Genomic DNA, 25,324 nt, shown 5'->3' with positions numbered 1-25,324 from the left:
AAACCTGACACAGCAGCGACAACATTACATCCCGATCTTCCTCGCAGGAGATCGGGATGTAGTAATCATTCTGGATTATTTATTTTTCCAGCTTATCTTTTTACTTTTGAAACTCCCTGTTGGCTTATTTTTTTGCCCCACCTGAACAATCTCACCGGTACTCGTCTGAATAAATGCATTGACCTCATTAGGACCGGTTCCAACCTGAAGACTGGGAGTCATAGCCTGCCCTTTTCCAAGGTCAAGCTTATCCTTCACAATAGATTTCCCCTCAGGATTGCTATACGTACCGATAACATCTTCATACCACGCGGTTCCCGTCAGGAAATAAACACCGTACAATGAACTCAGACCTTCAGCCTGGCATATATCTGCAAAAGGCTGATATGTAGTAAAAGTTACCAAACCACCGAGAAGGGTTGGCATACCAAGAGATCTTTCCCGCGAATCATTGAGTTCTCTGTACCAACCATCGACACCAATAGTGTTATTATCAGTGCTACCACAAGCTTCTCCTTTCACATACTGTACTAAGTCTGAAAATGAATAGTATGTCCGTAAAGAGACACCATCATCAGGGTTAAGCGGTGAAAATGGGAGGTAACACTTATCACCAGATTGATCTTCACAATAGACATAATCACCGGCTGACGAAAACAATCCTGACGTCCCATTTTCGACAACACGGATGCGGTCAGCCCTGAGAAGTCCACGGTTGCCTTCGGCTGCAGCAGGAGTAGTGTCAATCGGATAATTCCATGAGGACCAACTAAACTCATCCCAATTATAATCAGGGTATAACTTAACCAGTTCATCCAGAAATAGATTTTTGTATAACCAATCGATAGTATCCCAGGTTAAATTGCAGTTTTCGTCGCGTGGCTCTTTGATACCAAAGAAATATTGGGTTGAATCATCTCTTTTGTCTTCTGGCGCATAAAAACGGCCTGTTCCAAAATACACCCAGTAATCCGTATTATCAAAACCCACATTTGGTGCAGCTGTGATTGGCCCTTTGGCATCAATCATTTTTTTCAATTCCCAGTCTTCGGGATATGCATATACTTGCTTTCCGGTGGCTACGTCCAGTTTCTGGGTTAGCAATCTGTAGAGACGACCATCCCCGCCCCAATCACCATCTGCAAGATCAAAACCCGTTCCATCAGTTGTTCCGAAATAGACCACATCAGATTTGTAAGCAACACCTGTAGCAGTCGCACTTGCGTTTCTGATGTCGAAATCAACTGTTACAATGTCACCAATAAAGCTTTCGATCCCGTATCGTGTTCCTGGGATGAGCTTTCGCCCCATGTTTGCAATAGTAGATGCTGTTGTCGGCTCTTCATTTGGAATTCGAAACGGTGTGCGTGAGGTAGGATCATATGAACCATCCTGATTTACCTTCCAGTTCACCCCTGTAAGTGAATTCAAAGGTACAATACCAATTTTTCCCTGCTGGTCATTTTCACCTTCAATAGTTGTAGGTCCATTTCCGAGAACCAGAAACCATTCTGAGAAACCTAAATCATTTCTCATCACAACAACCGATGGCATCGATGTTGTATATCCCATCCTTGCATATTTATCTTCTGACACACCATCACCATCATAATCCTCAAGTTGAGTGGTGGTAGTCATTTCAGCAATAAGTTTCGGTGCTCTCTCTGGATCAGTGACATCCAAAACGAAATAGGATGAAACAAACTTACGATTTTCTCCTACACCGCCTGGATCCTCCGCTTCGTGTGGAGCCCCTCCAAATCCCATATAGCCGACAAGGATAGTTCCCCAGCCTCCGGGATGTATTTCATCATCTGGGAAAATACGAACATCAAAAATCCTTGGGGGTGCATCAACGAAATATTTATGTTCGTATGATGGATCAGCAAGACATTTCAGATGCGGCTGTAAATTGTAGGGAACATAAGCCCACAATTCATCTCCCAGTTGAGGATACGCCTGCTCCGATGTACCTTCATAAGGTCGGCTTACCGCACATTCCCCTGTGGACGAGTCACGTTGATCATCACGGCATGGCATAAATTTACTGACTCCAGCCTGATAAAAACCACCATTTACGGCATGAAGCATCCCATCATTGCCACCAAAATAGATTACATGGCGACGATTAAGATATTTCTTATAAAATCTTGCATAATCAAGATCTTTGTAAATATAATGATACCCTTCTGACGGTCTTGAAACCAGAGTTGGAGTGGAGTGAATAACATCACCTAATCTCCATGTTTCCCGGTTTAATGTCGTATAATCGCAATCAGGATACTGGCGGCAACGTAAGATTGTGTCACGAATACCATTATCGTTTATATCTTCAGTAAGATCGTTGGGTGTAAAACTTCCATCTTCCGCCGGTTCAAACTCATCGTATCCGCGCACCCATTTTATAAGCTTGTCGAGTTCACCAGCTGTCTCAACGTTGAAATCCTGTAAAATTGAACTCCGATTATTATTGGAAGTATAGGTATCTAATTCGCTTGCATATTGACCTGCTAAAAATTCAAGAACCTCATTAACGCTAGAATCACCATCAACAGAACCATCTCCATCGAAATCCGCATCAACGATTCCGTCATTGTTAAGATCATTCCAGGTAAAAATATATCGCTTAGGATAACCGCCTGAAAAATTCCACTTCCCATTGGTTATCGTACGATTTTCCAGGATATCGCTATCTCCAATCTCCGCCAATCGCTCTTTTACCGACCAGAGATATGCGTCAAAATCCTTCAGATCAATTGAGGTTTCAGTTGTATTGAAATAATCGGATTGGTTGCAGACACCTATATCAATCACTGATTGATTAAGACAAACCTGTGTTGAATTACTCGTCTCGTTGTAATAGGTAATTACCCTTCTATCACCATCCAGCTTACCATTTGGTACTGCGTTCCCATCTGCATCAACAGGATAAACATCTTCACCTTCGTCTAGAATCCCGTTACCGTTGGTGTCTTCTGTCCAGAGTTCTCCAAAGGTATCATTGGCATTTCCACTGTAATCATCCCAGAGATATCCACGTTCATCAATAAAGAAGGCATGTACGTCACCAATCCAGGTCAGTGGTTCTTTGCCGATCCCCCGGTCAACTTTAGGCCAGAAGATAGCCTGATATACACCGCCCTCACCACTTCTGGAACTCGAAATGACTGAGGCTGCAGATCCCGCAGAAGCACGAAAAAGAATATCTGAAAGTGCTGTTCGAAGATTAGATTCAAGTGCAGCAGGATCTTCCCCTGTAAGCAACGTGGTGCCACCGTTTTCAGCGGCATTTTTCATGAGCGTTGCAGGGTTGCATTCACTTAACGTTTTATTGTCGCGGGGGTTACCTGCGACAACCATATAGGTCGTTATGTTCTGCTTATCATTAAACGTACCATCATCACTCACCATTTGACCTGGATTTTCTGATGGAGTGGTAAACAGATTGCTAACAGATGCATTTTGGCCATAGAAGGTGAGATCATCCAAATAGGTTGAGCCAAAAAGATCACTCTTCCCATTTGTATTTTTACACTCCCCTTCATCAGCGGCAGCAACAGTACCGTCTTCCAACCCCATTGAGGTGATCAACGCTTTTACGTCTGGATGTATATCAGCAGTGGATGCACCTTCAGTAATGGCAAGTATGTAGTTTTCCTGACACGAGTATTGCACAGGGTCTGCCCAGTCACTGTTCTCAAGTGCGGTTTGAAAATCACCGCTATCCAGTCGCATGGATGTGTTCTGGCCATAGTAACCAAGGGCATTGTATAGCGCCTCTGCCAATGGCGTCCATGCAGTAGCACGAATATCATTAATTGCACCTGTAAGCGCAGTAATGTGTGTCGTGGTACCAACCACCGCATCTCCAGCGTTAATTGGCGCTATAACCTTTGCACCATCCCGGTTGAAATCAGGGCAATACTTTACGATAGTATCGTTAACAACCTGCTCCTGACATTCGGTATAAGCGCCATTTGCGTTGAACGCCATTGCACCCAGGCGAATATCTCCTGCAACCTCATGAAGTAGCCCTTCTGGAGTAGAAGATTGACTGATATAGCCTTTCATGACAATAAGCGGGCGATCAGTACCGAACTCCGCTACAATTCCAGAGTCGATCATGGAACCGACCATACCCCAAGTTTCACCGGTATTAAAAATCTGATCTGAGGGATCAATTACTTCAGGGATTTGTAGTGAACCACAATAATCCCACATTGCTTCTCGAACACATTGATCCGCATCGCTGGGATTTACATCGTCTGTCCACTTTCCATTCGTGATAATCGTTGAATCATCACAAAGTCCATCACTTCCTACTCCAGATCCTGTTAGCTTTTTGACCCAGGGCTTGTTACAATTGTTGCTGTTGGTGTTATAATTACCGCTACACTCATACAGCAGTTTGTCTTCAAAACATTTTACTGCCGGGTCGGCTGTAAGGTCATTGTCACTGCTTGTACATGTTACAGGAAGACACTCCGCCTCCTCCGAAAACTCACCAGTCTCCCAGCAGCGTCCAATATAGCCTAGTCTTGAGCTTCCGCCCCCTGTCGGTGAGTCAGCGTCAGGAATTGATTGATTATATACACCGTAGCACATATAACCGCTGTCTTGCGGGTCTATTGTTGCAGGCTCAATTCCGTTTTCATATATTTTTTCACAGGCATTGTAGATCTCGCTGACATTTCCAAGTTGAGCGGGAGTAGTATATCCCTTTTTAACAATTGACCAGCATGTGTGAATTGAATGATTATATGCAGCGTTGGAATCGGCCAAGACATTGTTTGCTCCATCATAGGCCAGACAAGTTTTTACGCTGTTTTTTATTGTGCCTTGGATAGCAGCAGCACCTTTTGCAACCTCATCAATTGCAGTTTGACATGCTTCCTGCCTAGTTGATCCGATAAAACCTCCGCTGGAAACGCCCAATATCTCTATTCGAGTGGTATTGTCGGTACTATCAACCCAATCATCTTCATTGAAGCCGCGTATTGAGAAGGTGATCACTGAAGTTCCTGTTCCACCAGTGACTTGAATTTCTTTAACAAACCCGCGCGAAGAGCAACCACGCCCTTCACTTATAAGTAAGTCCTGATTATCATCATACTTACCGCCTGTCAGGATCTCCTTTTGAATGTCAAATTTAGACGCAGCTGCCCAATTCAATAAATTACCTTTTGCCGCGAACGCAGGTACAGATGCAGGAGTTCCATCTACGGATTGTATATGAAGATAAATATCATCATTCCTGTAAGGTGACCCGGCAAACCCACTTAGAGCACTTGCTGCATCTGTGACAGTTTGATATTCTTCCTGCTGAAAATATCCTTCACTTAACCTCACCCATGTGACTTCTGCATCATCGGCGACACCGGTTCCTGAAGAAATACCTGCCGTGGCAGCAATATAGAGCATACCTTTATCGCTGACGATGTCGCCTGCAACATATGCAAAAGCATTCAGCCAGGTAGATTCGACAGCCACCCACTTAAGAGTATCACCTTGAATGGTAACACCGTCTGTTGTATCGGAATCATTTGCAATACCACCAGAACTACTATAGTAAAGCTGATCCTCATACCTGACGAAACTGTTCTCAGGATAACTCTCACCATTGGTCCAGGTCCTAATGTAATGAACCTCCTCCCAAATGACCGAAGTGTCTGATTCTATATCTGCACCGGTTGAGAAAGTTGATGTAACTGATTCGGCGCGATAAAAGACACCATTACTATAAACTATATCTCCAATCTCATATTTTGTACCACTCAACCACTGCCTGTCACTATCGACCCATTTATACCACCTATCTGGGTCAAACAGTCCGGCATATTGTTTGGACGCACTATAACCTTTATCTACACATTCACCGATGTTGCTCTCATCAACGTAAGCCAAATCAAGCATACTACCGGAGTTATCTAGAACAAGCAGAAGATTAGGGTCAGCGCCAGCTGAGAGGAACGGTGGAAGACCAAGCCCATCCTGACAGACATTGGCCTTGGCTCCAAGAGGTATAAAAGTTAGTGTCGCAAACAAAAACAAACGACTGACAATAAACGCTGATTGCTTTAAAAACTTCATTAAAATTCTCCAGTCGAGTGATGCATCGTAATGTTTCGTCAACTTCATCAGTCGTATCTGCAATAGTTTTCTTCCCTGCCAACAATGTGGCGCCACTCAATCCTGATTTGGCTCTCACTCTCTCCCAAACCAAGATGTCGAGAATGGATTTCGTAATCCATTGCTACCCCTGCAACTGCAGAACTTCGACCCAGCCCAACGTAACCCGCAGCCTGAATGATGGACGCACCTGGTATTAAATCTACAATTCCTTCTACAGTGATATTGGTATGTGGCTCACCTGCTCCATAAACCGGTGGAAACCACATGTCTCGATTATCATCAGTGGGAAAATCCATTCCGGTTCCTGTCCATTTCCCTATCGAATTCAGCCACAACATCTCAGCCCCCTTTTCGACAGCAATATTGCCATCCAACACCATGTCGCCATTTGCTGCAGTATCCAACCATTCAACGCCATCACCATTATTGCTGAACAAAATACAGGCAATATTTTGTTCAAGAGCCTCCGCGCCAAACTCACTGCCACCGTCAGCCTGATAAAATGACTGCAGATGAAGTTTATCGTTTGCGGTAATCTTGAGCTCAGTGGTTGTGTAGCGATTGATGGCGATACCTATAAATGTCAACACCAGCAATATTAAGAGTGAAACAACCAGAATGAATCCGCTGGAATTCTGCTTTAATTTCTTCCTGCCAAACCAATTACGCTTCATAGATTCAAAAAACCTTTTGTTTGTAATAATTCAGAACAACTTCCCTGGTTCTACCAGAATCACTCCTCTGCACTATGACCCGAATAGCTTTTAGCGTAGACTCTGATAACAAATTTGGGTTTGGCGTTATGTAATCAGCAACATTCCAGTAAATCACATACTTCCCGTCAGGTGAAAGATCTCGACCATCAACAGTGGCTGAGGTGTCATCCAATCCTGCTGCACCATTACCATTTATGGCAGGCGCCAGGTCTGTCGCATCATTGTCATCCTTCAACTGCTGATCATCGAAATCTAAAGCGAGCAAACGTTCAATTCGGTCACTTGCCCAACTCGCCGATGTCGTCAAAGCGCTTGCAGTTGCATTAAATCTCACAGACGTTGTTTGCATTGAATAGAGGGCAAGAATACCAATGGTCAAAATGACCATAGCCACAACAGTTTCAATGAGTGTAAACCCCTGACACTCCCTGGTTTTGTACAAATGAATTTCACGCGTCATAATTAAAGTCCAAGATTTCTGCATTTTACGTTGGCCACAATCAATCGTCGGCGATAATTATCCCCAAATGGTCCCCAGGAGTTGCCAGCACCGGTTGTATAAACCAGATTGTTTGTAAAATTGTGATCCGGCTTAGACGCCCTAGCAAGGATAGAAATTGTTACAGAATCTATTTGATATGGAACTGCTGGTGAGGTTGTAGTGGTGGGTGGCGAATTATTAAGAATATAACTAAACTCAATAGCATGAATATCATCCGCTATTTCTGAAAAAGTAGCTCCCGGGTCAGTTCTTACAAAGATAGAAGCTGCACCGCTATCAGCAATTCCGTCGTTATTGGCATCATCAGCGTCCCTGAAACCTAATACAATATTCTCAAAAGGACCGTCCAATGCACTGTCACCATCATCTGCAGTCCCGGTGCTATTTGTTATATCTTTGGTGAACTGAACGCGATTAATTGCAGCTGAAACAAATCCTGCATTGGCAGAACCTGTAGGGTCATAGCCAACCATTCGCAGCTCATCTTTCATAAAGCTGACCACAGCCCGAATATTTTGCTGCATTTTAATTACCTGGGTCTGGTTAGTATATTGATGCTGTTGGGCTATGTATGCGGAATAGACAGCAGCCATAATAAACATTGAAATAACCAACGTTATAAGTACCTCAATGAGTGTAAACCCTTGCTCTGCCGTTCTGTGCTGCATATTATGAAAATCCAGGTCTTTCATAGTGTCACTTTCATTAATTGAGTGAAATATTGCCCGCTGCATTTACCGCAATTGAATATGAACGAGATCGTGTATTCGAAAGTTTTGCTGTTCCATTTTCTAAGCCAACAGGTACGCCCGTTGGCTGAAACCCTATTTCTCCTCCGAAAGTTTCAGAGCATAATGCACAATCTTTCTGCATCGTTTTATTCAGCAGGATAATCTCCCCACCATCCAGAATATTATTCTTTGCTGTTCCACCATCTTTGCCATCATCTATAAACACACGATAACTACCGGCGCCATCGGGCACATCAGGCACACAATTCACTGATGTAAAAGCTACAACTACATTTCTGTTTCGTTTAATTGCCTCAGATTTTGCCATGTAAAAATCTGAAAGCAATTGATGAGAAGAATCCCGTAAACGAATCCCGGGCATCCATCCCATAATATTCGGTATTGCGATCGCTGAAAGGATACCAATTAAAGCCATAACTACTGCTAATTCCACTAGCGAAAACCCAGCAATTACTTGCTGTTTTTTTCTAAAAAATGAATTGCCTTTATAATTTTTCATATCAAACACTTAAGAAATTAAAAAAAGTGAGTACCCATAAATTTGAACGGGTTTTTTCCTGCATAATTGATGGAGTATCCCTTCTCAAGCTGTCGCCCCCCTTTCCTGTTGATTAGTTGAAGCAGTTAATATTACAGGGCTTTTCATCTTCCGCTAACATATAGTATTTATCCACGAACCACAACTTTTTATGCGATATCAAAATGTTTCATCACCATCTTTTTGTTTCGACACGTCGTTATTGATACCGATCAATTCTAACAGTGCTTTTTTGAAATTGGTATTTACCGCAGGATTACGACAGGAATTAAAGCACCATCAATGATCATCAAATGAAAAACTTCTATTGATGAGAAATGCTGAGTTAGAAGAGAATATATCCTGAAAACAACCAGAGAAAACTTCGCTAAATGACAGGGGAATAGATGATTCGCTTGCTTTTTCAGCGAGCAAACACGAAATCAGTAAAGAATAATCGATTATTACAGCAGAGGTATCAAGGGATTTAGACAGGAAGGCTTCTTCATAGCCAATATTTTCACATATCCCAATAGATGGTGAAACCAGAAAAAGCAGTAAGAAATATCAAGGTGTATACATTTCAGTTTTATAAACGTTTAAACTTTATTCAATGCCTCCTTGCAATTTCAGGATAGGGTTCCTCAATACAGTCCAGTCAAAGGCTATGACGAACTTTGCGTCAGAATGGAGCCTGACATACTATTCCATCAGGCTCCATGGACCTTCTTCATCGCGAACCTTCCTGCAATGTGAACATATAAGTAAAATACCTCTGTGAAGTTTTGATTTATGCAGTGCTTTCTGCAAAGAAGCGATTAATTTCAAGATGGCAAACCAGGAGTATATTAACATTCAGCATCACTATACGTTGATCGTGGTCTATTTAGCTAATTAGCAATAGTATTATTCCGAGGATTCGCGCATAATGATGTTACAGTGAACACGTAAACACAATTATCTTTTCCTGACTCTGAACATTTTTTCCTCCTTTACTGCCTACCCCAACACAACGTCTAACTACACCACAAGACCATATATAAAATGTATCGTTGATACACTCACCAATATTTCTTACACAAGAAGGTCTCCACCACCATCGCAAACCTCCATATTTCTATTACGCGACAACCTCGGCGATGTTCTTACCTGTCATTCTACGCATCTGACACATTTCAAGTCGGCACAAGGAACACGGATTTGTTTCCAGAGGGAGATCTCCTACCGCTAGAATACAGCTGATTGTTTTAACCGGACTCATCATAAATGAAACAGGATGATAATTAACCCCTAATGGAGAATCTCCCAGTTGCGTAAATATACATTCCTGTTCAGCCAGCGGATAATCACAATAGCCCGGGCTAAAAGGTAATGAGACATACTTCCCTAACACATGAGAAAGTTCATTCCGTAAGAGTTCAACACCCTGTTCAACAATGACTGAACCCAGGGCATCCAATAGCATTGCATCCACCATGTCGTTGCAACCGTGAAGTAACTCATCCATTTCATGACCAGCAGTGACCAACGCAAAAGCTACGCTATCTGCACTGGCAGCAAGTTCTCCAAAACTCTGACTGTCTATAACTCCTGCATCTGTAAGCACAAGATCATTATCACGGCCTATAATATTTTTCCGCACATAAAGGCCCTTAACCTCTCTGGCAACCGTATCCAGGAGTTCATCAAACCGAGATAGCAATTGCTCTGAAGGCAGGTTGCTGGCCGAATACCCCAGTGCAGCCAGAACCTGTTTACGGTCTATCTCGTCAATTACAAATATACACTCTTTCAATGGAGTATCCGCTCTATCTCATTCATTATTACCGATGCATTTTCAGCATAGCCATCGGCCTGTAATTTAACGGCAAGTTCATTGTCCATAAACGCCCCACCAATCAAAACCCTAATTCCCGGGCGGGAATTCTTAAGCTGGACTATTGTTCTCTCCATAGCCTCTATAGTTGTACTCATCATAGTTGAGAGACAGGCAATATCCGTTTTCTGAGCAAGAGCTGTGCTGGTAAACTGATCTGGAGTTACATTTTTTCCGAGATCAATAACTTCATAACCATAGCCTGTGCATACATCCCGGATAACGTTCTTACCCATATCATGGATATCCCCTTCCACAACCCCCATCAGGATTTTTTCACCGCGTCTTCCCGCAACCTGAGGCCCGGCTACATCCGAAATCCGTTGCACCTGCTTTAACCCCATCAACAGTTCAGGTACCGCTCCATTCCTGTTTATGATGTTTGCACACAACGTATCAAGAGCCGGGTCTATGCATTTACTACAAAGAGACTCAAAATCCAGGTCGCCTTTCAATACTTCAAGTAAATTATCAACTTTGGCGCTATCTGCCTGAATAATTGCTTCTTTTAGTTCGACAAACGTTTGGTCCATGTTTTTCGTTCCTCTTTCAAATGATTTTTTTGTCCCTGAATCACACAGCAGCCAGTTCTTCCTGACGTGCCCGAATAGACGAATACTGCTCAGCCGCTGTCACCATTGCTCGTGCATTCAACAAATCTCCGTTTGGCGGAAATTCACAGGTAGGTGCCAGAATGAAGTTGCCCCCCGAACCAAGCAAATCAATCTGCCGGACCGATTCGCGCACAACATCTGCCGGCGTTCCGCTATACAAAAGTTCAGTAGGCACGCAACCCATCAGGATTGATTCACGCCCATATTTTTCTTTAGCTTCAGCCATGGTCGAACAATCTTCCGGTACATCTGCAAAACTGAGAACAGCAGGTTCAAGCCATTTACGAACTTCCTTAAAATATGGTGAAAAGCCGCAACCATGATGAGCATTGAGCACACCATGAGTTACAATCTCATCTTTAATTCTCTTGGCATAAACACCCTCGAATTCTTCCCACACATTGGGCATAACTCCTGACCGTGATGCTGGAAGTGTATCAATACAGACCCCTGCCACTCCCCGACCAAACTGACCACGCACAAAATCGACCAGAACGTCAGTTACAATCTCAAGCCCCTCTTTTACATTTTCCGGGCATTCAAGAATATCCCTGTAGAGGTTTTCCATTCCGCGCAGCATCCCGAGAACTCCAAGCGGCCCATAAATAAATCCCAATATCGGAACATCCTGCCCCACTCTCGAAACCAGTTGACCGCAAAGATCGAGATATGTGCTCATTCTTCTGCCTTGATCTGCCTTAAAACGTTTCAGTCTGCTGTAGTCTCCAGGTGTTTTGACAAGAAGATTATCGTAATTAGGATGGGCTGTAGTCTGATCCGGATAAATCATTTCCTGGCCGAAATCAGCTGCCTCTACTGAAAGGTCTGTGAAACAAAGAATAATATCGTCACCAACCAATTGATTGGTCAGGATCATAGCTTCAGCCGCTGACTCACTACTCATAGAAAATTCAGGAAAACTGCATCCACTCACCTTACGCGCTACCCCAACGGCTAAACTGCAAACAGGAACCCTATCGGTCTCTTCACCGCGTATGGTTGCCAGGACCCTCTCCATAGATGACATCTGCTCCATCGTATTTTCTCCATGTGTAAATAATGATCATATTGGGTACGTTCGAATATGCGACGCAAAATATTTTTTGAATCACCCTTCAGGACAACGCTAATATGCAGCAATTCAATTCAGAGTTTTAAAAACAATCCGAATAGATAAGTCAAATTGTTAGATACGATAAATCGCGCTCATCACATCGTTATTACCTATCAATTTAATCGGCAAAACCGCTCAGCCTACCCCAAACTAGCACAACCGATCACATGGCACCCCTCTAACAAAATATTTCTGGGGAAATGATAAGAAAATCTGATTATTACTATGTAGACAATTTCATTGAGATAGCGCCTATACGATCCTTGATATTGTAATCCGAGTATAATTGCGTTAATTGAAAACAGAGAAGAACAATACACCCCAGCGGCCGTTAGCTGCTAATCAGCTTAAAACGCTTGGCATTATTGGATGAATGAGTATTTTTATGATAATTAAATTAGACGATAAAACAGAGATTGATACGGACAATGACCTTAATTCGGAAGAGCGGCATGTGATACAAAAGCTGTTTGGCTGGAGGGAATTTGCAGATTCTCTTGAACAGTTCAGACAAAAAACCACTCAAACGCTCAAAGATGGATGGAACAACTCCGGCCCCATTCGCAAATCAGAACCATTACGACGTGTTATTGAGCAGTTAGAAAAAGAGGTACAGCTTCGTTTAAACAATAAACACTGACAAAAAACTCATACGTCTGCAAATTCAGATTACGTAAACTGATACCTTATCAACGCTCTCTGATACTCCCCCCATTCAAGTCACTACATCTACACTAACCGCACTGCGGAGAAGATACGCAATTACGCCCCATCTCTTTTGCCCTATACAATTGTGCGTCAGCCTCACTTATAAATAGTTCCAGATCATATATATCGATACCAGGCACAGATTGATCATAAACGCTGATACCTGCACTAATTGTTATTACACAGGTTTCTCCATCGATATTTAGCGGAAGCTTTTCAATTGCCTTTCTCATTTTCTCAGCAACGATGATCACACCTTCAAGATTGGTATTACTTAACAGTACAGCAAATTCCTCACCACCATACCGAAAGGCCTCATCGCTTGGTCGGGTAGCCAATGCTCTAAGAGTCTTGGCAACATTTTGCAATACCTCATCACCAACCTGATGACCGTAGGTGTCATTAAAATTCTTAAAATAATCTATATCGATCATAACAAGGCCTATTGGGGCCCCCTCACGCTTTGCACTGCTGTATTCACGTTCTATATGCTTATCGAATGCTCTGCGATTCGGAATTTGGGTAAGACTATCCGTCAGGCTCATTTTATCTAAAATGATATTGGCTTCTTCCAACTGCTCCAGAGCATGATTCAATTCGGATGTCCTTTCCTCTACCATTTGTTCCAGTGAACTTGAGAGATTCTGTTCTACGAGAATACGCTGACGCTTTTCTTCGTTAATCCGTTCACCGAGAGCAATCGACAAAAGTAGAACTTCAAGAACTCCTCCGATCTGCATACTATTGTCTGTCCAGAACGCTCTCGGTAAGATCCCAAACTTGCTTAGCGAAGCTAAAACAAATGAGAAAAGTAGGGTAAACCACGCCAACGTAAATATTCGTGCAGGCAAATGGCCTGACCACCATAACTGAACCCCTGATATCATAATCAGCGAAGCACTGGGTATTGCAATGGCCAGCATCAGTTTAACCATCGGCCCATACGACATGACCGGAGCCAACATTGCCGCCAATACAGCAAGAAACGCGATACCATGCAGCAGTTTTGCAATAACAGGTATTTTTCTTGTGAGATTCAAAAACGATACCGCAAACAAATTGGCAAATACCATTGTAAAATAGCCAAATATCAGCAACGCATGCTGTTGCCACCAGACAGAATCAAGCAAAAACTGTTGAAAAAAGCCCTGTAAAACGCCCTGGAAACTGAAATAGAAACACGTGAAAACAACATATAAAAGATAGGGCCATTCACGCAGGGAAAAGAACAGAAACACGTTATAAAAGATCATTGCCAGAATGATTCCGAAATAACAGCCCTGAATAAAAATAATTTTCTGATTATGTTCAAAAAATTGCGTTGCTGTGAAAAATGCCATAGGCACCTGAACAGCACTCTCTGTCTGAATACGTAAATAGATGGTAGCCTCTGACTGAAAAATCGGCAGAGAAAATATAAAATTCCGGTGTTGTTCCGGTCGTTGACTATAGGGAATCCCATCACCAGTATGGACTCTATAAACAATAGTATTTTCCACAACACCAAACACATCTATTGAATCGAGTAACGGATAAGACACCTCAAGAACAGTCCTCTCACCTTCTTTCCATGGCTGACAGACATCAATTTTCAACCAATAGGCTGAGTTGCTAAAACCAAAACTCGGCACAACTTCTGCTAATCGATTCCAGGAAACTGACGTATCATTAAGGATTTCATCAATTGTCCTGTTGGTACTCTTATCCTCATAATAACTCACCAATCCCTCAAGATTATAGGTTGATGTTCCTCTATTCAGACTTACACAATCTCCATCATCGACTGCATATAGATTCCAGGGAGTCAATAGAGCAAGAAGCGCTGTGACACAGTGAAAGAGAATCATTAACTTCATTCATTCAGCCTCTTTTCTCGATTTCCTGGATGGTCGTTAATGGAAAGAGCAGCAAAACAGTCCTTTTAATCACTGTAGCACACACGTTGAGACTGATTCAAACCTGGACAGGCTTGATCTTCATCGTTTTTGTTACTCATTGTCATGAGACACTTTTCCCGAAGATGTGCCACCTAACTCACACGCTGCTTCAAGAAGTTTTCTGGTAACCTGAGAGATATTATAGAGGATAGTGAGGAGTTCCTGAGGAATTGACTGATCATAATCCAATATATTCTGGCGCAACTTCTCCATTGTATCAATGAGCCTGAAATTCATTGCTGTCGGGCCTGACTCAATTGATTCACTGACGTTTTGAAGAGCGGTTACAATCTCATCCGCCAATGCGCTGATATCAGGATGGAGTGTATTATGTTTTTCCCGTTTAGAGCCAAAAGCAGACAGGTACGATATCAGGGCATGATTGAGGTACGTGAGCGCAAAAGCCTGATCTCTGAAAAGTTGCCGTTTTTCGGGTTCGACCTGCATATCCTGCCAGGCCAAAACAAGTGCGTTATCAGCACGATGCGCTGCACGACGTGCGATTCGATAGGAGAGATCATCATCAGTTGGCCGCTCACGGTACGCATGCAGAATTGCCCGTAGATAATCCACATTCCTGCCAATTGCTTCGCTAAGCAATACCGGTAACCTCTCATACTGCCAGTTGGGCCAGAGAAGTCTGACTGAAGCAAACGCCAGACCGGACCCGATAAGTGTATCAATAACTCGAGGAAACATTATCGCCACGCCTTTATTGACTAGCAAATCGAATGCACACAGGACAAAAATCGTCACAAATCCAACAGAAACTGCATAGTTCTTACGCTGCCAGACAAAAAATATGTACGTTGAAATGAATAATAAAAGCAGCTTGCCGCCCACTGTAGGCAAAATTTGGATTATCAGAATGCCACCAATTACACCAACAATTGTACCGAGAATACGTTGATTCAATTTCCTCCTGGTCTCACCATATGTCGGCTGACAAACAAAAAGACTTGTCAGAATTATCCACTCACCTTTTGGCAGATTAAACGTTTCTGAAATGGCAAAACCTATCACAAAGCAAAGCGCTAGCCGGATAGCATGACGTAAACGTGGATTATGCCAATGCAGTTGGTCTGTAAACCGCTTGACTACCGTGCGACTATCTTTTCTTAAGCGCGGTGCAAAGGTATATTGCGTCTCTTCATGTATGTTCTGTAATGAGAGGTGGGAATCTGAAATAGTACCTACAACAAGACTCAGCGGGTGATTCGCATTCCGTTCATGCTTTTGCAGTTTTTCATTAAGTACATCGACCATCCAGCCAAGCGATATAGGATGCTGATACGGCGTTGATGCAAGCAGACTATCGGCAAATTGACCTGTAGCAAGCGATAATTGGCGAAGTGTCTGGCCGATCCCTTCAAGCAGATCGGTGTTTATCGGGTCACTGCTAAGGAGATGATATCGCTCATGACTGGATGCGGCTTTTTCATGCATATTCTGCAACACCATGAAATATCGCAGGTACGGTTTTAGGGCAGAACTGTCTGTCATTGCATCGCCATAGGTATTCAAGACATCTCGGCAGCAGTCAAGAGCATTAACCACCTGAACATTCTGCAGGGCAAGACGGTTACGTATATCCCGCGGATTATTCTTTTTGCTCGGAAAGAGATTTGCCTTTGTCTCAAGGTAACTTGACAGAGCAACAAATCCACGTGCAAGATGCTCATCAAGAGGACGAAGGGGATAGCGGTTCAGCAGGTACAGTGAGCAAACGCCATAGAACAATGCACCGCTGGACAGTAACAGTGGTTGCCAATACCAGGCCGGACTCATTGAAGCACTGAGCATGGTATACAACCCGGCGAGTTGAGCGCCAAAAGTAACACCCCTATATCGTTCGCTTATACCGCCAACAAGCAGATAAAAAATGGTAGAAAAGAAAAGTCCAATCCCCAGCACAACGGGATACTGTAAAAGAAGCTCTACAGAAAGACTTGAGATCCCAAAAATAATAACCTTAAGTGCCAGTGACTTCACCCGCCCTCTTGGATGATCATCTGTTTCTGACAAAGCACCTGCAAGTGCGCCCAGAGCCAGGGTAATTGCCAGAAAAGGTTCGCCCATCAGGATAAAAGGAACGATGAGCATTGTTATTATGCATGAAGATTTGGCAGCCATCAAACGATCCGGGCTACGCCAGAAGTAGGATGCCAGTGCTGTTTTCCATTTTGCAATACGAGAGGATTGAATAATTCTAGCAGCAGAAGATCTGAGGTTTCTCATGAATACCTTAAATTTGAAAAAACTGTGTAATTACATAGAGGACAGTCATGACACAATGTGAATGATACTGAAATTTTCAAGCACTGGCTGTATTACCGATATCAGAAACTCACTAAAAATATTTCGCATCCGCTGTATCCGTGCATTACTCTCTTCTTATCCGGAATTCTTTATACAAGACACCACAGGCCGCTGACTGCTAATGCTATATTCTGGATAACAGGCATGATCAAGAGCCATTAGAATCAATCACCCAACTACTTCTACACATAGAATATCGCCAATGATTCTCTACGACCCAAGTATTCCTGCCAGCATTACCGAATTTGGCATCCAGATTCCCATACGGGACAGTCGAGCCATAAATACATTTCAGGCTCTCCTGGATGATCCAAAATTAAAATCGCTTCAAAAGCACTGGCATCAGGATCGCATTAACCTTACGCTGACCCGAGATGATCTGTTGCGGGTCCATTCAGCTGGCTATGTTGAGCGGCTTTACTCTGCAGCACTTGAACAGGAAATCATTTCGACCTTTGAATTGATAGATGCTGAAGGTAAATATTATAGATATACCCCAGAAACAGCCACTCGCCCGCTCACCGAGCTCTTTGACCGCCTCCTGATAAAAGCAGCCGGCACTGTACAGGCATCACGACTCGCACTGCAACATGGCTTTTGTTTTTCATTTACTGGTGGAGCGCATCATGCTCAGTATGATTTCGGCAATGGCTTTTGTGTAATTAATGATGTTGTGATTGCTCCACGGAAACTACAGCATGAAAAATTGGTCGATAAAGTCTGGATAATTGATGTCGATGCCCACAAAGGTGATGGTACCGCCGCTCTTACTGCCGATGACGAGTCAATCAAAACCTTGAGCGTACATATGGCGAGCGGATGGCCACTCGACTCTTTGCCAGTGCTTGCCGACGGTACCCCACATCCATCTTTTGTCCCAAGTGATATCGACATCCCTATCGAAAGTGGTGAAGAACAGTATTACGTGGAAAGGCTGCATAGTGGTCTGCAGAAACTGGAAGAGGAAGGCACTGCCGACTTGGCTATCGTTGTCTGCGGAGCCGATCCGTATGAAAAAGATGAGTTACCCTCAACAGCCCCGCTCAAACTCTCTTTAGAACAGATGTTTGAACGCGACAAATTACTCTACAGTTGGCTAATTGAACGTAAAATACCTGCTGTTTTCCTGATGGCCGGAGGCTACGGAGACGAGGTCTGGCGGGTGTATTCCCAATTTTTACTCTGGGTTCTTCACCAACGGTATTAACAGTCCCTGACAATACTTTTGCTTATCAACCAACCAGAAGGCTGTCCGACAATGCCCTTTTCGCCGATATCTTCGTTAAACTCGAAAAATTATCCTCCGGTAAGCGAGGGACGAGACTCCGAGATATTAAATATATGCCTGCGGTAATTTTTTCGAGTTTGCCTCAATTGGAACGAAAATTTCTATTCGCGGACAGCCTCCTAGCCTAATGTCATAACAGAAACTATTCCTGCATTATGTTTGCAGCAGACGCGGTCATAGGTGCAGACGTCTTTTGGATATAGCGAAAAAACATTACGAACGCGACAAAGAACAGAACACAGATAATATATTCAATCCCCTTTATATGCGTATAATAATCCACGACCGTATGTATCGGCCGTATCATACCGCTTGCCAGCAAATACTGATGTACCAGTTCAGTTACCTGCCAGTTCACTCTGTACAGTCCACCAATCAACGCAGCGATTGCCCATAACTCGAAGAGACAACCAACTCCAACTATCATCAGCAATCCTACAGGACTTTTTTTATGTAGGGTCATCGTATCCTCCCGCTACAGAATTTCATCAATTCAATAACCGGTTAGGGCAGTTATATAGCCTCTTAACATTTCAACCGGCCCGCTACTTATCAAGGCCGAGATCAAACAGATACCAGCCAGGACAGCGATAAACACTCCGGCAACAGCACCAGACATCATTCCAAAACTCGTAACCTCTTCAGAGAAATCTACATTTACCTCAACCATTTCTTTGGCAATAATAGGGGTGTCCATAATAGCCTCCAGTTAGGTCCTGTGATTATTAGGTGCTTCCTGCTACCTCATCACATACCTACTAGATTGCATCAAACATGCCAGATCGCTCCCTCATTTTTATTGTAACCCTCTACATTACCGACGCCTAAAATCAACAGCATACCATTGTTATAACTATATATTACGCGCAAAATACTTTACGATTTAATCTCAACTCAAATTCTGCGATAACACAAGTGTTGCCCACCATTGCAACACCACTACAACTGTCTACACTAGTGTGGCATACCCTTCAGGATAGGTACGGTAGCTGCAAAGTAAAACAGGCCTGAAAACACAGGTGTATTTTCAAGCCCGCCAACCTTCCCTTCTTTTAAGCCCACTACAGGAAAGCTTATTCCCCCCATTCAAAGACTATCGGTAACCGGTATACAATGCATCGATATACTACAAAATAGAGCGCATAGAGGGTTATGGTAAGCCAGATCTCCTTCCAATGCGGAATGTCCTGATACAGCTGGTAGTTAAAGCAGACGATTGCAACATTCAACCGATTCCAAACCACACCGAAGACTGTAAGAAAAGCCGCTACCCGAACAATACCAACCTGAGATTCCCGAACACCTCTGGCAAACATAAACAAAGGCAGAACAACTCCGATAACAATCTCCAGCAGATAATATCCACCCCAACCTGTAAGCAGGAGTTCCCACTCGTTATCATGGGCTACCCCCACCAGTTTAATCACCAGATAGGTGATCATCGCCAAAGACGCCCCCTTTGCCATTCCTAATGTGAGTTGATCGATATTTTCTGTAAATGCCCTGCCACAACGCCAGCGCATAAATCGAATGATGAGAGTTGAACTCACAATAACCATTGCCAATCCACCAAATATTGCGGAGCACAGGAAATGTATCCACATAAATTCTGTAGAAAGCCAGAGAGGATGCAGCTTCGTCGGTGCATAGGTAAAAAGCGCTCCAAGCGCACCCTGATGCAAGGTTGAAAGAATAATTCCTGCGATCGTCAACCCAAGTGTCATTCGCTTAATAGAGATTTTCCAGGTAGGTCTGCCAAGCCACTCAAATAGAGCGGGCAGCACCTCTGCGACCTGTACCGACAGATAAGTCGCCACATGCCAGGCCACAAGAAACAGTACCGCAGCAGGGCCAAAAGACATAAACATTGGATAGGCAAGCCGCCATGGCATTCCCAAATCGACCTCAAGATAGACAACGGCAAAAAAATACCCGAGCAAACCATTCAACAATGCCAAACGCTCAATAGGATGAAAATCCTCCCGACCAAAAAGGTTCACCGTTGTGCCAAGTAAAAAGCCGGAGGCGGAAAGCGGAACCATGCCAAACAGTCCAAATCCCAGAAACAGTCCCCACGGATAGTCGTTCGAGCCATGGGTTACCGCCCCAAGACCATATAAATACCGTTGACAGAGCAACGGAAATCCAACAGCAAAAATCACCAGCAGCAACCAGTTAACCGGGTTGCGGAACAACTGTTGCAAATAGTGCTTTACGCTCAGTCCAAGCAACAGTCTTTCCTTCACACTCCAGAGCGTGTCAGCAGTTTTATTTGAACTCGTGACAGGCAAACTCAACTGTTCAGCAGTAAGAATCTTCATGCATTATCCTCCCGCCCATCTGTATGTTTTCTGCTACTGCCAGCGTTGTACTCTTTACGAGTTGCAAGCAGATGAAATCCGGCAAACAATGCAGGCCATATCGTAAGCACCATAGGGACAATACCGAGAAAGTTTTTCACCGAATCAAGAATCGGCTCATCGGGAATTTCATTTGAAAAACCAACCTGATCAAAGGGAACACTCGAGAGATATAACCAGGAGGTGCCACCAGCTTCATATTCGCCATAGATGTGATGTATATATTTATCACCATGTTCTTCTATTCTGCGTCGCCCCCGGCGAATCAGGTCGTCACGCCTGCCAAAGGTCAGGGCTTCCTGCGGACACGCTTCAACGCAAGCGGGCTGCCTACCATATTGTAGTCGCGTGTCATAGCAGAACAGACATTTCATAATCTGTGGTTCAAAGGCACTGGAATATTTAAACGTAGGAATGTAAAACGGACATGCAATCATACAGGTCCTGCAACCCACACAAACATCAGGATTATAGATAACTGCTCCTTCAGGTGTCTTTGTGTAGGCATTAACAAAACAGGATGAAACACAAGCCGGCTCCTGACAATGATTACACTGCACCTTACGAAACAACGGATGCTCAAGCCCTGCAACCTCGTAACGGTTGACCACGGTATAGCAGGTGTCATCTGTGCGGCGCTGCCTGCCATGCTCTCTATCTTCGAATACCGTTGTATCGGAAAATGGCAGCTCAGGTATTGGAAGATGTTGTTCTGCGTTACAGGCCGCTTCACAACTTCTGCAACCGACACAACGCGTCAAGTCGACCAGCACCCCGAGGGTGTCAGGGTATTTTTTTACCTGATGTGATTCCCCCCTCTTTGGTTTGCACAGCCATGCTGCCACTGTTGCAACAAGACTATTTTTGAGTAGTGACCTTCGGGTTGTGTTACCTGACATGTTAACCTCCCCCGGTAGCGTCGTCTTAAAAACGACAACCAGCCTACGCGGTCAAAATTAATTCAACAATTTCAAAAACTACTTCTCTTCAACAAAACGTTTTCGCCCCGCCAAAGTGTACGCATGACATTCAGTACAACCAACCGGACCACCCTCGTCAGTGTGGCAACCGACACATTGTAGATGCAATGCACCTTGCAATCCTAGTTTATCGATATGATAGACATATGTTTCTGCTTTCGCAGGGAATGTATACTGCTGATGACATCCGATGCAGGATACATCATCAAGCATTACGGAGGCACTATGGCATTTTTTGCAATTTTCATGCTCTACCTGATCGCCGGCAGTATGGTGATGACATGAGCCGCACGAGTAGCTTTCCACATGCATTCCATGATCAAAAACAACTGCCTCATAGAGTTCTGAGAGTATATCAATCACCACTGTTTCTGGAGGCTCATAGCCCTGAGCATCGCGTGCAGGGAACAACGGAAAAATAGTAACCGAGAAACTCAACACGACTATAATCACGCTCATTTTATCCATACCAGTTCCTCCTCGGACAGGCTCCTTAACGGCGTCACCAACCCGGTCAACAAATGATCCATAACCATTGCCCTGTCAGACCAGGATGCGGTGTTATAACGAAAACTAAACTCAGCCAGATAGTCCTGCAGATATCTGCGTTCAACAGCTCCACGATATAGCCTGCTCAACCATAGAGATGTATGGCGAAATATCTTCCGTCCCTGTTCAAGTTGCCAGACCGTTGGTTCAATGCAATCATATGATTTTGCACCGTTCTCATCGTTTGGAAATAAACCATCTGCCACCATTACCGTGGCATCCTTATCAATAATCAAATTGAATGCATCCCATGCGGATAACGCCAAATTCGAATCAAGGACCACAAAGCGAATTCTCCCAACAGTTCTAACCAAAGCGTTAAACTCTAGCGCCAGACCAATCTTAGCAAATGAGTTCTCTTGCTGATCTGTAACAGCCACATCTGCAATGCAAAAAAGCACCAAACCATGACATGTTCTTTTATCTGCAATTGCAGCCGCTCTGCGGATTTTCTGCAACCAGCGCCAGGCAGTTTGATAACTGGTAAGAGCCATAAGGTGCTGGATCTCTCTGGCACTTATACCCTCATCCCGGGAGCAGAACTGCCAGACAACCCGCATCCAGGAGACAAGGTTTTTCTTACTGCCATGCATCAGGGTATGAGCGGTAATCGAGGTGTGTTTACGACAATATCTACAGACTACTGTATAGGCCGGAGCGATCTCTCTCTGCAGCTGACCACAAAACGGACAGATAAATCCAGCAGGCCAGCGCTTGGCGAACAGATAAGCAATGCAAGCATGCTCATGTGTAAAGAGTGTTTTAAATTTCTGCTGTTGCAATCCACTCATATTCAGAATCCATAGCCAAATTAAATAGCTGTCGACAACCTACCTATCCTGATGAATTATTAAATAGCATATGCTATGCCAACATTTCAAAGAGCCTCAAAACACGTCGCAAGCATTCGATATCATAACATATGTAACGAGCAGATAAGAAAGGAGAAATACTACAAAGATAGGAGTTTGCAACAGAAGTAGAGGATTCTACAACAGTTGTGTGGCAACACTTATGTAGGATATACGCAATATAAGAAACATATCCGGCTAAATAGAAGAGTTAAGCTCAGGAGACATATGTGGAGGTTGCCCGAGAATAGGAATTCTCAGGCAAAATCGTCACGTTTTAACAGGTAAACATCTCTTCATCTATATGCAGTTCACGAATTTTTCGGTATAGAGTGGAACGGTCGATATTCAGTCTTCGTGCTGCCTTTGCTTTGTTCCCCCCTGTCTTCTTTAATGCAATTACAATTCTCTCCATGAGCAACTGTTCCTGGCGTGAAAGTGTATAGTTACAGATTACTACCGGCGACTGTCTCAGGTCGGGGATTTCGGCTCCCGCACGACTCGCGGCTTCGCTTGCATCCAGCAGGACACTGCTCTCCGTAATCTCGCCAGGCAAATGTTGCAAAGAGATCGTTGCCCCCGTACACAGCACACAGGCACGTTCTATCACATGTTCTAACTGCCGTACATTTCCGGGCCAGGGATAATTGCAGAGAAGCACCATCGCCTGTTCGGATATTCCTGTTATGCGTTTATCCATCTGCGCGGAAAACGTGTTCAAAAAGGCATGCGCCAATAGAGGAATATCTCCTTCCCGCTCCTTTAACAGGGGTAGCTTTATCTCTATAATCAATAACCGGTAATAGAGATCTTCACGGAATTTCCCACTAGCCACCTTCTCAGCAAGGTCAGCGTTAGTCGCTGCAATAACACGTACATCAACATGTATCTGCTTGTCACGACCAACAGGATAAAACGTTTTCTCCTGCAAAAAGCGGAGCAGACGCAACTGCATGGTCATAGAGATATCGCCTATCTCATCAAGAAAAAGTGTCCCCCCGTCCGCCTGTAGAATTCGACCGATCCGATTTTCACCAGCACCGGTGAATGCACCTTTTTTATGGCCGAACAGTTCGCTCTCCATAAGGTTATCCGGGATCGTCGTACAATCGACCATAACCAAAGGTTTGTCGCGCCTGGGGCTCTGCTGATGCAGCGCGTGTACCACGAGTTCCTTACCCGTGCCGCTTGCTCCCGTTATCAGGACTGAAGTATCAACCCTGCCGATATTTTCAATCATCAGATAAACATTCTGCATTACAGAGCTGGCACCAATCAATCTATGAAACCTATCACGTTCGCTATGAACGCACCGTTTTTCAGCGGATATATCCCGAAACACCACTACACATCCGACCATCTCGCCAGTACCACTTTCAAGCGGAGAGATGCAGACGCTCAACACGATGCAGCAACCCTCCAGCATACACTCCATCCGGTGGTCGGAGAGTTCTATACCACTTGCCAGAACCTCTTTCACCTGTAACAGTAATCGCTGCATAGCACTGCCGGAGAGGAGGTCTGTCAGCCTGTCCCCCTCATGCACCCTTCGTTGCATTTTACTAAAGAGATTTAATGCTGCCTGATTTACGTTAAGCACCCGGAGTTGTAAATCGACAGAAAGGATACTGTCTGAGACGCTTCTAAAAAGCGTCTCCAGAAAACGTCGGTACTTTTCGCGAGAAAGTTCTGCTTCCTGCTTTCCCTGTTCCAGCCGATATTGCTGAATCGCAAGCCTGGTAGTTCTTAACAGAGCTTCTTTATCCACTGGTTTTGGCAGATAATCGAATGCGCCGAGGCGAACCGCTTCAGATGCAGTCTCAATATGAGGATATCCTGTAATAATAACCACCGGGCATTTCACACCAAGCTCACGAAAACGCTTCAACAGGTCAATTCCTGAGTGACGCTCAAGGACAATATCACAGATAATACAATCAAAGAATTGGCTGGAAACAGCCTCGACGCCCTCATCAAACGATCCAACAGTAACTACCTTTTCATACCCTGCTCGCTGGAGAAAAATACGAAAGGTATTTCTCAGGCTAACTTCATCATCAACAATAAGAATTGCTGCATCTGTATTTTTCTCAAGGGTCATTCTTTTCA

General features: G+C 44.0%; 19 protein-coding genes. 2 read left to right on the top strand and 17 right to left on the bottom strand.

The window, feature by feature from the left end; translation table 11 throughout:
• Window positions 1-75 precede the first annotated feature (75 nt).
• From FCL46_RS07715 to FCL46_RS07680, 8 genes are all read right to left on the bottom strand, one after another.
• Window positions 76-6,090, bottom strand: a complete 6,015-nt coding sequence (locus FCL46_RS07715) for a pilus assembly protein (protein WP_136807076.1) — start codon at window positions 6,088-6,090, stop codon at window positions 76-78.
• A 47-nt stretch (window positions 6,091-6,137) separates the two neighbouring features.
• On the bottom strand, window positions 6,138-6,806 hold the full coding sequence (locus FCL46_RS07710) for a PilX N-terminal domain-containing pilus assembly protein (protein WP_136807074.1): 669 nt from the start codon (window positions 6,804-6,806) through the stop codon (window positions 6,138-6,140).
• 4 nt (window positions 6,807-6,810) lie between these two features.
• Window positions 6,811-7,308 (bottom strand): type IV pilus modification PilV family protein, encoded by a 498-nt coding sequence (locus FCL46_RS07705; RefSeq protein ID WP_167505852.1) that lies wholly within the window; start codon window positions 7,306-7,308, stop codon window positions 6,811-6,813.
• A 2-nt stretch (window positions 7,309-7,310) separates the two neighbouring features.
• On the bottom strand, window positions 7,311-8,042 hold the full coding sequence (locus FCL46_RS07700; RefSeq protein ID WP_176371595.1) for a PilW family protein: 732 nt from the start codon (window positions 8,040-8,042) through the stop codon (window positions 7,311-7,313).
• Between the two features lie 13 nt (window positions 8,043-8,055).
• Window positions 8,056-8,601, bottom strand: a complete 546-nt coding sequence (locus FCL46_RS07695) for a GspH/FimT family pseudopilin (protein WP_136807419.1) — start codon at window positions 8,599-8,601, stop codon at window positions 8,056-8,058.
• Window positions 8,602-9,739: 1,138 nt separating this feature from the next.
• Complete coding sequence (locus tag FCL46_RS07690; protein WP_136807068.1) at window positions 9,740-10,414, bottom strand: hypothetical protein; 675 nt, start codon at window positions 10,412-10,414, stop codon at window positions 9,740-9,742.
• Window positions 10,411-11,028: a cobalamin B12-binding domain-containing protein gene (locus FCL46_RS07685; protein WP_136807067.1), complete on the bottom strand. Its 618-nt coding sequence runs from the start codon at window positions 11,026-11,028 to the stop codon at window positions 10,411-10,413. The genes FCL46_RS07690 and FCL46_RS07685 overlap by 4 nt, the downstream gene beginning before the upstream one ends.
• A 40-nt stretch (window positions 11,029-11,068) precedes the next feature.
• Window positions 11,069-12,145 carry a uroporphyrinogen decarboxylase family protein gene (locus tag FCL46_RS07680; protein ID WP_136807065.1) on the bottom strand — a complete coding sequence of 359 codons (1,077 nt, stop codon included), beginning with the start codon at window positions 12,143-12,145 and terminating at the stop codon, window positions 11,069-11,071.
• Window positions 12,146-12,608: 463 nt separating this feature from the next.
• Between FCL46_RS07680 and FCL46_RS07675 the strand changes: the two genes are divergently transcribed.
• Window positions 12,609-12,863, top strand: a complete 255-nt coding sequence (locus tag FCL46_RS07675) for a hypothetical protein (RefSeq protein WP_136807063.1) — start codon at window positions 12,609-12,611, stop codon at window positions 12,861-12,863.
• 94 nt (window positions 12,864-12,957) lie between these two features.
• On the opposite strand, the gene FCL46_RS07670 is transcribed toward FCL46_RS07675, so the two are convergent.
• On the bottom strand, window positions 12,958-14,787 hold the full coding sequence (locus FCL46_RS07670) for a sensor domain-containing diguanylate cyclase (RefSeq protein ID WP_136807061.1): 1,830 nt from the start codon (window positions 14,785-14,787) through the stop codon (window positions 12,958-12,960).
• Window positions 14,788-14,919: 132 nt separating this feature from the next.
• A complete protein-coding gene (gene yccS / locus FCL46_RS07665) occupies window positions 14,920-17,106 on the bottom strand; it encodes a YccS family putative transporter (protein WP_136807059.1) in 2,187 nt (728 codons plus the stop codon).
• A 283-nt stretch (window positions 17,107-17,389) separates the two neighbouring features.
• Between yccS and FCL46_RS07660 the strand changes: the two genes are divergently transcribed.
• Window positions 17,390-18,394 carry a histone deacetylase family protein gene (locus tag FCL46_RS07660; protein ID WP_136807058.1) on the top strand — a complete coding sequence of 335 codons (1,005 nt, stop codon included), beginning with the start codon at window positions 17,390-17,392 and terminating at the stop codon, window positions 18,392-18,394.
• Window positions 18,395-18,617: 223 nt separating this feature from the next.
• On the opposite strand, the gene FCL46_RS07655 is transcribed toward FCL46_RS07660, so the two are convergent.
• The 7 genes from FCL46_RS07655 to FCL46_RS07625 form a co-directional block, all read right to left on the bottom strand.
• Window positions 18,618-18,938 carry a hypothetical protein gene (locus FCL46_RS07655; protein WP_136807057.1) on the bottom strand — a complete coding sequence of 107 codons (321 nt, stop codon included), beginning with the start codon at window positions 18,936-18,938 and terminating at the stop codon, window positions 18,618-18,620.
• 30 nt (window positions 18,939-18,968) lie between these two features.
• Entirely contained in the window at window positions 18,969-19,172 is a 204-nt protein-coding gene (locus FCL46_RS07650) for a hypothetical protein (protein WP_136807055.1), read from the bottom strand.
• 376 nt (window positions 19,173-19,548) lie between these two features.
• On the bottom strand, window positions 19,549-20,796 hold the full coding sequence (locus tag FCL46_RS07645) for a polysulfide reductase NrfD family protein (RefSeq protein WP_136807054.1): 1,248 nt from the start codon (window positions 20,794-20,796) through the stop codon (window positions 19,549-19,551).
• A complete protein-coding gene (locus tag FCL46_RS07640) occupies window positions 20,793-21,734 on the bottom strand; it encodes a 4Fe-4S dicluster domain-containing protein (RefSeq protein WP_136807052.1) in 942 nt (313 codons plus the stop codon). The genes FCL46_RS07645 and FCL46_RS07640 overlap by 4 nt, the downstream gene beginning before the upstream one ends.
• A 78-nt stretch (window positions 21,735-21,812) precedes the next feature.
• Window positions 21,813-22,283: a cytochrome c3 family protein gene (locus FCL46_RS07635; RefSeq protein WP_136807050.1), complete on the bottom strand. Its 471-nt coding sequence runs from the start codon at window positions 22,281-22,283 to the stop codon at window positions 21,813-21,815.
• Window positions 22,271-23,155: a transposase gene (locus FCL46_RS07630; RefSeq protein ID WP_136807048.1), complete on the bottom strand. Its 885-nt coding sequence runs from the start codon at window positions 23,153-23,155 to the stop codon at window positions 22,271-22,273. The genes FCL46_RS07635 and FCL46_RS07630 overlap by 13 nt, the downstream gene beginning before the upstream one ends.
• A 337-nt stretch (window positions 23,156-23,492) precedes the next feature.
• The gene (locus FCL46_RS07625) at window positions 23,493-25,316 is read right to left on the bottom strand and encodes a sigma 54-interacting transcriptional regulator (RefSeq protein ID WP_136807046.1); all 1,824 of its coding nucleotides are present in this window, start codon (window positions 25,314-25,316) and stop codon (window positions 23,493-23,495) included.
• Window positions 25,317-25,324 lie beyond the last annotated feature (8 nt).

This window comes from Desulfosediminicola flagellatus, assembly GCF_005116655.2.
Lineage (GTDB): Bacteria > Desulfobacterota > Desulfobulbia > Desulfobulbales > Desulfocapsaceae > Desulfopila > Desulfopila flagellata.
Note: the sequence above shows the minus strand (reverse complement) of the source record. Positions and strands in the feature narration are given on the sequence as shown.